Source organism: Embleya sp. NPDC008237, assembly GCF_042956465.1.
Classification (GTDB): Bacteria; Actinomycetota; Actinomycetes; order Streptomycetales; family Streptomycetaceae; genus Embleya.
On record NZ_JBIBGL010000041.1, the window covers coordinates 27,550 to 38,074 of the forward strand.

General features: G+C 68.9%; 8 protein-coding genes. 5 read left to right on the plus strand and 3 right to left on the minus strand.

Annotated elements, in window-relative coordinates:
- The 4 genes from ACFZBU_RS47655 to ACFZBU_RS47670 form a co-directional block, all read left to right on the plus strand.
- A partial coding sequence (locus ACFZBU_RS47655) for a tetratricopeptide repeat protein (protein WP_391590099.1) occupies window positions 1-219 on the plus strand: 219 nt, incomplete at its 5' end.
- 231 nt (window positions 220-450) lie between these two features.
- A complete protein-coding gene (locus tag ACFZBU_RS47660; protein WP_391590100.1) occupies window positions 451-2,055 on the plus strand; it encodes a hypothetical protein in 1,605 nt (534 codons plus the stop codon).
- A gap of 534 nt (window positions 2,056-2,589) precedes the next feature.
- On the plus strand, window positions 2,590-3,783 hold the full coding sequence (locus ACFZBU_RS47665) for a hypothetical protein (RefSeq protein ID WP_391590101.1): 1,194 nt from the start codon (window positions 2,590-2,592) through the stop codon (window positions 3,781-3,783).
- Window positions 3,780-4,907 (plus strand): hypothetical protein, encoded by a 1,128-nt coding sequence (locus ACFZBU_RS47670; RefSeq protein ID WP_391590102.1) that lies wholly within the window; start codon window positions 3,780-3,782, stop codon window positions 4,905-4,907. The genes ACFZBU_RS47665 and ACFZBU_RS47670 overlap by 4 nt, the downstream gene beginning before the upstream one ends.
- A 453-nt stretch (window positions 4,908-5,360) precedes the next feature.
- On the opposite strand, the gene ACFZBU_RS47675 is transcribed toward ACFZBU_RS47670, so the two are convergent.
- Window positions 5,361-5,633 carry a hypothetical protein gene (locus ACFZBU_RS47675; protein ID WP_391590103.1) on the minus strand — a complete coding sequence of 91 codons (273 nt, stop codon included), beginning with the start codon at window positions 5,631-5,633 and terminating at the stop codon, window positions 5,361-5,363.
- Complete coding sequence (locus ACFZBU_RS47680) at window positions 5,630-6,562, minus strand: hypothetical protein (protein WP_391590104.1); 933 nt, start codon at window positions 6,560-6,562, stop codon at window positions 5,630-5,632. Before ACFZBU_RS47680 ends, ACFZBU_RS47675 begins: the two co-directional genes overlap by 4 nt.
- A gap of 635 nt (window positions 6,563-7,197) precedes the next feature.
- Between ACFZBU_RS47680 and ACFZBU_RS47685 the strand changes: the two genes are divergently transcribed.
- Window positions 7,198-7,719, plus strand: coding sequence for a hypothetical protein (locus ACFZBU_RS47685; protein ID WP_391590105.1), 522 nt, complete (start codon window positions 7,198-7,200; stop codon window positions 7,717-7,719).
- A gap of 330 nt (window positions 7,720-8,049) precedes the next feature.
- Here ACFZBU_RS47685 and ACFZBU_RS47690 read toward each other — a convergent pair whose 3' ends face one another.
- Window positions 8,050-9,489, minus strand: coding sequence for a tetratricopeptide repeat protein (locus ACFZBU_RS47690; protein ID WP_391590106.1), 1,440 nt, complete (start codon window positions 9,487-9,489; stop codon window positions 8,050-8,052).
- Window positions 9,490-10,525: the final 1,036 nt, after the last annotated feature.

The following is a 10,525-nucleotide window of genomic DNA, read 5'->3' on the forward strand; positions in this document are numbered from 1 at the left end:
CAGGTGCTGACCGACCGCGAGCGACTGCTGGGCGCGGAACACCCCAGCACGCTGACGGCCCGGGCGAACCTGGGCGCCTCGTATCGGCAGACGGGGCGGACCGGCGAGGCCATCGCCCTGCTGGAGCGGGTGTTGGCCGACCACGAGCGGCTGCTGGGCGGGGAACACCCCGGCACGGTGGCGGTGGCGGATGCCTTGCGCAGGTGGATGAGCGAGTAGGAATCCGCAGTTGTGTGCAAAGTCCCGAGTGTTTTCGTCGGGTTCGGATACGGGTGCTCGGCGCTTGGCCGACGGGCTCTTCCTTGTCTTCGTCGGCAACGTGTCGATGAGGGCTCAGGATTCGTTCACGACTTCCCCGTGTGTGACGGGCCGCGGCTTCGGGCCCGGGCAACGGCGCTTGCCCGAGCCGAGCGACCCTCGCGCGGCGACGGCGGTATCGACGTCATCGAGATGACCGATCGAGGGTGGATCGTCGATCAGATCAAGTACTTCACGACGACTCTGAACAAGGATCACAAGCGGCAGATCACCAGCTCCTACGAGCGCCTGCGGAAGTTCGCCGCCGGCAAGGGTGCCGTCGTCGTCGAGTGGCGCTTGGTGGTCCCGTTGAACCCCACGACCGAGAACCTGACCTGGTTCGACGGCCTGACCGCACGCGCCGGATACCCGTGCCACTGGCGCGGGTGGACCCATGTCGAAGGCCTCGCCGCCGCGTTCCCCGAGGTCGTCGACTACTACCTGCACGACGGCAAGGCACGCATGGCCGCCCAGTTCGAACGCGTCATGCGCGTCATGGGCCTGCGCGAAGACCCCTCACCTCTGGGCCCCGTCGTGCCCGCGAGCGACATCGCACGCGGGCTGGACGACCTCTATCGGGCGCTGAACACCCACGATCCCCACTACGAGTACTCGTTCGGCATCGACAGCGAACGCCCCGACATCCCCACCGATCCACGTCTGGTGGCCGCCACCCAACAACAGACAACCGCGGGCGGCCCCTGGATCACGTTCAAGATCCGCTGGCGCTACCCGCAGGCGGTCCAGGATCGGCCCGTCACGACGAACCTGAGGATCGCGGTCGAGCCCGACAGCGACGCGGCACGCGCCATCGACACCGCCGTGACCTACGGCGCGCCCCTGCGCCTGGACAGCGCGGACGCCCACACCTTCCGGTTCGACGTCGACTTCCCCCACGGTCTGGGCGGCGAGTTCACCCGCGGCGTCTTCACGATGGACCCGCTGCCGCACGAGAACGCCGTGCCCTACGAGCTGCGCCTGCAGGTCCTCGACGAACAGGACACGGTCACGGACACCGCCCTGCTGTCCATGGAACCGGCCACGCTCGGGTATCACCGGCAGGGGTTGCGCACGGTCGGGCGGGAGGAACACGGCGTCTTCGACGTGGAACTCCTCGTCGACGTGGAATCCCGCGGCTTCCACATGAACCTCGCGATGCGCGACCTCACGGGGGCCTCGCCGCAGCGGATCCTGCCCGGCCTGACCGCGGCCGCGCACTTCCGCGCGCCCCATCGGTTCCGTATAGCCGCGGCCCACGGCCCGATCCGAGACGTCCCCCTGTCCATCCCCGGGACCGACGGCGACGAGCAGGAGTTGGTGTCGCCGGCCCTGCTCGCCATGGTCCGCGCCCTCGCGCACATCCAGGACCACACCAGCGCCCGGGTCACCGTCCCCGACCCGACCCGGACCCTCCACGCGGACGTGCGCCGACTGGTCCACACCGCGCGCGTGCTCCGCGAAGGAACCCTGGCCGGCCCCTGGCGCGGGTTCGAGGTGCCCGGGCCCGTACCCGAGCCGCTCAAGCCGTTCGTCCTCGCCGGTGACCCCATCGCCTGGGCGATCCACCGATCGCTGGACCTCGTCCTCAACGGGGTCCACATCCCCCTCGGACACGAACGCATCACCCTGAGCTCCGCACGCGTCGAACAACGCGACGGCGGATACGCGTTCATTCCCGACGGCGACGACACACAACAGACCACACACCACCCCGAGCCCTTGGAGAACCACGACCCACCAAAGCCTTCAGCAGGGTGACAACCCCTCCGGCCGCAGGCTCACCCCGTGATCGACACCGGCGCGGGGATGGGCCAACGGCGGCCGGTGCCACCGGCCCACACGAACTCTCCTCGGTGGTAATCGTGACGCCGTGGTCCCAGCGGCGAATGCGCCCGTCGCGATCCCAGGCGTCCCACGCGGCCTCGAGTTCGTCGACCAGGCGGCGCGGGCCGCCCTGCCCCGCGCGGACACGACCGTCGGGCAGCGTGGTCACCATCGCCCAGGAGCGGGCGCCGTCGTGGATCCACGCGTTGACGACGTAGCCGGGTTCGACGTCGAGCGCACGGCGCGCACGGCCGCCACTGTGGAGGTGCGGAACGAGCCGGAGGAGGAGGGGCGGCAAGCCGACGTCGGGAACTGCGTCGCGGGATCGGTGGTCGGCTGCCAGACTGTCGATCCTGTCGATCACGGGGCCGAGGGGGGTTCGTGGAATCGTTCGACGAGGGTCTGCGGTGTCAGGACGTACACGCCGGGTTGCGCAATGTGGACCCGAATTCGGGGTCGTTGACTCCGTTGGCGGACACGCAGTTGATCGGCATGGCCGGGAGCCTGGCGGCGCTCGTTCGCGGGCAGGAGGTCATCGATGACGCTCAGGCGTTGCGCGCGGTAGCCGCCGAGCAACTGGACGTGAACCAGTTCGCGTTCGACGCGGTGGTCGAGGCCTTGGCGGAGATCGGGTTCGTGGAGGGTGTGCGGCGTACCAAAGGCAAGATCGTCGGTTTCACGGAGAACGTGCCGTACTACGGTGATCTGTACGCGCAACTGGGTGCGGCGTGGCGTGCCCGGGGGCCTTCGGAGATCGAGGAGCAGATGGTGATGCTCGTGGATCATCTGTCGGAGGGCCCGACCGCCGAGGAGGAGGTGGCCGACGAGGCCGGCTTGGACTCGTCGGCGATGTCTCAGCTGTTGGAGGTGGGTGAGCGTGCCGAGTTGGTCAAGCGCATTCAGCTTCCGGACGGTGATGTGCTGTACTCGCCGTTCTTCGGCTTCGAGAACCCCCAGGTGATCTCGGACCTCGTGCGCGATCACGGTGCGGGCGAGCTCGCGGCCGCGTTCGCCGCGGTGAGCGGTGAGCAGGGCCTGCCGGTGGGCGACACACAGCCTCTGCTCCAGGACGCGATCGCGCGGGGGCTGCTGATGGCGCCTTCGGTGAAGCGTCCCGACGGGGTGATGCAGCCTTTCGCCTCTCTCCCGTACACGCTGGATCGTGAGCTGCTGCGCGGTCGTAAGCCCGTGTTGGAGAAAGCGCTGGCCGTCCTGGCGTGTCTGCGCTGCGGGCAGCACTTCGGCGGCGCGACCGGGTTGTCGGCCGGGGCGATGGTAAACAGCATCGACAAGCTCCTCGACCCGCATCAAGGGTTCCTGCGGCCTCACGGGTCACACGCGCGGCAATACCACCTGTTGCTGTCGAACGGTCTTCTCGCGTTCGATCCGGATACGCGACCCGACGGAAAGTGGGTGACACCGAGGTTCATCGACACGCCGGACAATCGCGAGGCGATGCAGATCGCACGTGATCTGATCACCTTCGGGGAGCAGCTCTCGGGTCGGGTCGGCGACGAGCAGGCACGACAGATGTTGGCCGCGGGTCAGTCGTTCGCCGCGCCCATGCAGACGATGCACCGCACCCGGGCCAAGGCACCGGTGAGCGTGAAGCAGTGGCAGGCCGTGGCCAACGCCGCGCTCGGAAGGGGACGTGCACGGTGAGCGAGCTCGACCTGGGGCTGAAGGTGGCCTCGCGCAAGCTGCTGTGGCGAATGGGGTACACGACGCGCCTGGACGTTCAGTTGCGCGGTGTGCAGCAGCCAGCGCAGTCGCCCGGTCGTGGAAGCAGGGGCTCTGCGGCGCCCGAGGCGTTCACGGATCTGGACGTCCTGGGATTCACCGTCGCGGGCGGTTTTCGGCTGCAGAGCGCGATTGTGGACTGCAAGACCAGCCCGAAGGGCTCGACGAGTCGCATGTTCTGGGTGCGGGGCGTCGCGGACTTCTTCGACGCCGACGCCGCGTTCATGGTGCGCAAGGCACAGCTCACGGACGCCGCGCGCCAGTTGACGTCGCGGTTGAGGATCTCCGCGCTCGACACGGACGACCTCGCGCGCCTGGACGAGCTGCATCCCAGCACCTTGGACTTCGCCACGGAACCGCTGTCCTGGCTCTTCCGGCCCACTACCGCCTCGGAGTCACTCGCCGCGTTCCGCGGGCTCGATAAGCGGCTCGACCCGCTCCTGGAATACCGCGAGTTCACCTACTGGACGACCGAACACCACCACAACCCGATGCGCCTGGTCGACGAACTGGCCGCTGTCGCACCCCACTTGGATCACCGCAATCCACAACACCTGGCGCTCGTGTTCGATTACGCCTGGCTGTATCTCCTGGCCTTGGGCCACGCCGTCGAGAGCGTGCGCGCCACCCATGTGGCCGACCTCGACCGAGGACTCCAGGAATACTTGTTCGGCGGACCCACGGGACTGAACGAAAAGCGTGGTCTCGCCCAATTGCTGGCCGGCATCAAGGACGCGGGAGGCATGCCCAAAACCGTCGACGTCGACCTGCTCCCCCCGTACTACCCCCGCCTGCGCGAACTGGTCGTACGCGTACTCAACACCCCCGACGGTCTCCTCCCGACGCTGCGCCTCCTCGAATTCACGAGCACGGTCACCGCCTTGGGGCGTCGCATCGAAACCCCTGAGGAGATGGGTGGTCTCTATGACGGAATCGCGCCCAAGCGAGCTGCCGATGTGGTCGGATTCCTCGTCGGAAGCGCCGGACTCGATTCCGGGTTCCGCAACCGGGCCCGCGCCCAACTCCTGGGAGAACGGCTCGAGTAGCCACCTCCTGGTTCCTCACGCAGGTAGGACGAGTTGGGGATGTGGTGAGCGTGAGGCGGGTGTGAGATCCAATTCGGTGCGGGGTGCTCGCCCGGTCGAGCACACGGCGTACCCGCCGAGTGTACGGTTCCGGCTCGGGTCCGTACGGGCCCGCAGGGTTGCTCTTTCGAGCGTGCGTCTTTCGTCTCGTTCGGGTGAACCGCCCGCCCCCGGGGCGGGTCGGTGCCAGGGTGGGCGAGTGCCATTCGTGCGGCCGGGCGCGCGTTCTCCCCGTGGGTAAGGTCGTCGGTTCCTGCGAGTTCGACGAGGTCGGGGCCTTGTCGAGGCCGGGAGGGCGGCTTCGACGGCGACGGCTTGATCGTCGCGGAGGTGACGCGATAATTGCCTCGGCTCCACCGGGCGGGTCCGGCGGCGCCGTCGCGTTCGACCGGGCCCGGCGCGACGCCGACATGCTCACGCCCGTGTCGCCCCGAACGCCGCGAGGGCGCCGGCGGTCGCGCGCTCGGCGGGTTCGAGGTTCATCGCCTCCTCGATGACCGCTTCGAGGTCGGGGTCCGCCCAGGGCCGCGCGTCGGCCAGCGGGATGCGGCGCCGTCCGGAGGCGATGTCCTCCAGGACGTCGGCCGCGCTCGCGTGAGGGCCGGCGAAACGGTCCGTGGCGGGCGTGGCGCCGGTCCAGGCCCAGCGGATCGCCGCGGCGAGACTGTCGTCATTTGCGGCGCTCACTGGCCGCTCCCCATACCGTCCCCGGTCTCCCGGCCCCTGAGCTGATTGGCAAGCCGCTTCACCTTCCGGCGGACCCGCTCGCCGACGAGCTCCGGCTGTGGGACGCCGGCGACCCGAGCAGCTTCGAACCAGTTGGCGACCCCGGGACGGCTGCGTGCGATGGTCACCATCTGCTCTTCCTCAGAGAGAGCCTTCAGGATCGCGATCAGGCGCAGGTCGTCGAAGCCCTCGAAGCCGCTGTCGACGGAGGGCTGCCCGGAGAGCACGTCGTACAGGGTCATCCCGTCGCCGAGCGGGGCATCGAGCAGTCGCACGTTCTGCCGGTTGGCCCGGCGAAGCCAGATCGGCTTGAGCTGCCTGTTGATGACCCTGGCCTCGGCCAAGAACTGGTCCACCGCGTCGGGGGAGAGCCGGCCTTCGGTGGAGAGCGAATCCGCCCAGTTGCCGAGCAAAGCGGTGGAGACCGGCTCACTCCATCCGCTCCACCGTCCCAGCCCCTCCGAGACGAAAGCGCGGAGCGCAGGCCCATCCCCGGTCCGCGCGGCCTCGCGGGCGTTCATCGCCCGGACCACATCGGGCACCGGGACGCCCACCGCCCGGAACCCGGACTCGATCGTCTGGTTGTCCGGGTGGTCGGGCTTGAGCACCGCCATGCCGGTGGTGGTGGTGATCATCGTGGGAGGGGTTCCGCGGTCGAACGGCTCAGGCAGCTCGAACGCGCCGTCCAGGTCGAGGGCGACGGTCCCGTTCTCGCGAAGAGTCACGAGCTCACCTTCGGCCCCGGTCCAGTCGACCGGGAACAAGGCCATGACCGCCCCTGCGCCGTCCGGATCCCAGTTGAACCGGTTGATCCGCTCCGCGATGTCGGTGTGGATGGAGTCGTCGTTCTCGACCATGTAGTAGCTGGGCGTCAGGTCCTCGGCGGCCATGGGCGCCTCCTTACGGCGGTGGGGAATCCTTCTCCTCTCAGCGGTGGCGCGGGCCCGATCCGACAACCAGCCCCGAAAGTCACCCTGTGTTCTGCGTCACATGGCCATCCTCCGGTACTGCGGAGAGGGCCCCGCGGCGCAGGGGGCGGTCGTCCGCCGCGCGCTCGGCCGGATGCTCCATGTCGGCGATGGCCTGCGCCGAGTTGTTCGCCATCTACCATGCTCAGCCCCGCCAAGTGGAGCGCTCAATCCGCCAACTGAGCCCAAGCACGGTAGTTGTCATGTCCCGTCTCAAATGATCTGGTCTGCGGGTAGGGCTGTGACCTGGGGAGACCGGATCGACTGAGACGCCGGACGGCCAAGAATCTCAGGTGATCCGGTCCCGGGCGGTGGGATGCCGGGTGTTGTCTCAGGTGATCTGGTCCGGTGACGCTGCTTCGAGCTGAACCAGGTCTGGGAGGGTGGCGGCCACGACTGGTGGTTCCCAAAGATCCTGGTGTGGCCGGCGGGCTGCTCTCGCGCGTCGACGAACCCGGAGAGGAGTGGGTGGAGAGTGATCACGGCCTCGGAATCGGCCCGGAGCGGGTCGGGAGCGGGTGGATCCAGCCGACTTCGTAGCGTGGAATGCTGGGTCGATGAGGTTGATCGGTACTGACGGGCACGGCATCGAGTTGGGTGTTGCGGGCTACCAGTTCCCCGACGCGGTTGATCCGCAACAGCGGCAGAGCTGGCTGATCGTCGAGGGGTCCGCCCACTGTCCTGTGGGGACATGGTCCTTCCGCTGGCAGGCGTTGACCGCGGACGACGCCGTCGCGTTGGCGCTGTGGCTCGGTCGAGCGGCGGCCCGACCATCGGATGCCGAACACGACGGCCGTGGCCATTTGGACTTCACCGAGCCCAATTTGGCCTTCGACTTCACCCGGTCCGATTCAGGTCTGGTCGAACTGCGCGTCGGCCTGGACTTGGAGTTCTCACCTCCCTGGCGATGCCGGTCCCGCTCGGGCGAGCCGTTCGTGGTCACCTGCCAACTGGCGGCCGAGTCGTTGTCGAAGGCGGCGGCCGAATGGACGGCCGAGATTACGCCGTATCCGCCTGCCGGCAGTGCCACGCGGACCAGATCGACCGAGACGGCGAGCGAATCGGACCGGATCAACTGAGACTGGACCAGGTCATCGGAGACGGGACATGTCACCGACGATGGGTCCCGACCTGCGGTTTCTCGCCGACGAAGCACGCTTGTTGTCACCGAATCGGCGCGCGACTTGTCACCAGCAGCAGACAAGGCACGGTTGTTGTCACCGGCCGCGCCGGCCCGCCTGCCTCCCGAACTGCGCGGAACTGTCCATCCGCGCGTTCTCAGCCGACCTGGCCTGTGCGAAATCTCGGCGTGGCTGGCGAAGCGGATCCGATCAGGCACTGGTTCGCGCCGCGACTGACCGGGCCATGAGCTCGGCGGCCTGGCGGACCTGTGCTGCGTACGCCCCTGGCTAGAACGGGGGCTCCAGGGTGAACTCGCCCTCAGCAGACCAGGGATCATCCTGCTTCCGCCGCTCCGCTGCCTCCCGTTCCCGCTGTTCGACGGTCGCGCGCGCCTCGGCGATCGTGGGGATGGAGTCGAGGGCCTCGGCCGGACGATCGTGCCTGATCAGCATGTCGGGCAAGTCGTGGTGAACCAAGTAGTGAGTGGAGGAGCGGAGCAGTGCGAGGGCCTCCTCCAGTCGTCCGTCCCGCTCCAGCAGCCGCGCCAGCGCGGTGTCCCACCGGCCCGGCTCCCGCCTGTTGAGGGCGGTGGCCCCCGAGATGCCCTCCGCGCAGCGGCCCGCCTCGCCCAGCAGCCAGAGCCGCAGGTGGCGGACCTGGTCCGGGTGCTCCTCGACGTATGCGTCGGTGAGCCCGTCCAGGAGTTCGAGCGCCCGGTCGGGCCGGCCGTCGTCGACGAGCAGTTCCAGCGCCCAGTGGAGGAAGTTCCAGCAGTCGTAGTACTCGTAGGTGGGCCGACCGATTTCGACGGCTTCGTCGACCCTCCCGCGGCGGACGAGGAGGCGCATCAGTGCCGCCCGGTCCTTCGGGTGGTCGTGGGCCTCGATCCCCTCGCGCAACACGATCTCCGCCTCGGACGCCCGCCCCGCGTCCTCCAGCGCCTTCGCGTACACGTCGAGAGCGGAGCGGTGGTCTTCGGCAGCCAGGGCCCCCAACTCCTCGATCAGGCCCTGCCGGGCGAGGAGTTCCGCGTAGTACTCCGGGAAGTTGACGGGGTGGCGCCGGCCCGAGGCCCACTCGGCACGCAGGACCTCGACGGCCTCGTCCGCACGCCCGGCCCGCTCCAGGACCCGGGAAATCAGCAACAGCACGTCCCACCGGTAGGTCCGGCCCGTCCCGCAGGACTCACCGCACCGCTCGCACGCCCCGGCCTCCGCACGCTCCCCACGCTCCGCTTCCCGCGTGAGCAACCCCAGGACGAGGTCGTCGCGTCCCCGGCCCTCGGTCACCTCGACCAGGCGGGACCGGAGCCAGTACTCCCCGAGATGGGGCGTGAGCACATCGACGGCCTCCTCCACCCGTCCGGCCTTCGACAACAGCTCGGCGTAGCGGGCGCACACGTGGCCGTCGCCCAGCTCGGCGGGGTCCGGACGCACCATCACGAGTGCCTCGTCGCCCTCGCCCCGGCGGATCATGATCTCGGCGGTGACCCACTCGGCGGCCCGCCAGCCGATATCCGTGAACGGGTCCACCAGGGCCAGCGCCCGATCGAACTCCCCGGCCGCACACAACTCCCGGGCCGCCGCCTCCGCACAGTTCCAGTCCCCACGCTCCCGCGCCGCCCGGATCAGCAGTTCCACCTGCCCCAGGTCGAGGAGGGTCCGCACCATCCGCGGGTAGACGCCACCATGGTTGCGCGCCTGCCAAGCAAGATCATCGATGTTCACGCGGGCACCCTACGAACTGCCACCGACAGCCTTCGCCCAGCCGCGGCCGGAGTGCCGACACAGACCCCGCTCGGCGCGTCCGTGTGCTTGGTGACAACAACCGTGCCTATGTGACAACCAGCGTGCTTCGGCTCAAGACTGTGCCACGGCGGCTGAGACCCTACAGCATGTAGGGTCCCACGGCTCATGGCCGCCACCGAAGCCGTGACCAGCGGTTCCTTCGACTGTCTCACGCTGTGGCCGGCCGCTCAATCTCACGCCCATGGCCGCTGTCGGCATCCATGAGGAGCCGGACAAACAGCAGCCGATCATCGGCCTACCGGTCGCTTCCCGGGAACGAGACCTCGGCCAAGGCACCGACAATCGCCGGAACTCCTCGAGCGTCAGGCAGCCGACGAAACGATGCTCCTCGACCATGCGTCGTCCATCGAACTCGTCGACGTACCCCAGGAGTCCGAAGGCTTCCACCCGATCCGCGAGCGGCGGACCGTTCGGGGCCGGCGCGCATCGGACGCTCCACCCGACCCACCGAACCCCGGTCGGGACACACTCGCCGACCGCAGACATCGACATCGCGCGGCCGAAGCGTCCGGAAACCTGGCCCACCATGCCGGTCGTTCCGCCGGGAACCGCTTCCCGCCCCGACGACGGGGGACGCCGACGATCCCGCCTGGACGCTGCTGAGGGAACTGAGCACCCGGGCACGGGAGATCGCCGCGCGGCGGGGGTTGGCGCGTGGACAGTGAGGGCGAGTTCTGCCCCGACTGCGCACCCCACGTCCGGGTGGACGAGGACGACGAGGACGACTGGTCCCACCTCGCTCATGCATGGCCCCTTGCCTGCTCTGGACCCAGCGGCTTCCGTCCAACACAGCTGGGCAGGGGAGTAGACCTGCCTCTGGCGGCGTCGCCCCTTCGGCCCGGGGTGGCCGCCCTGAGGCCTGGGCCGTTCACGAGTGAGGCTGACGTGCGAGAATGGGTCGAACTGATGCTCGGTTTCCCGTGTGTTCAGTGATCGCTTCCCGCCGGCCGTGAGC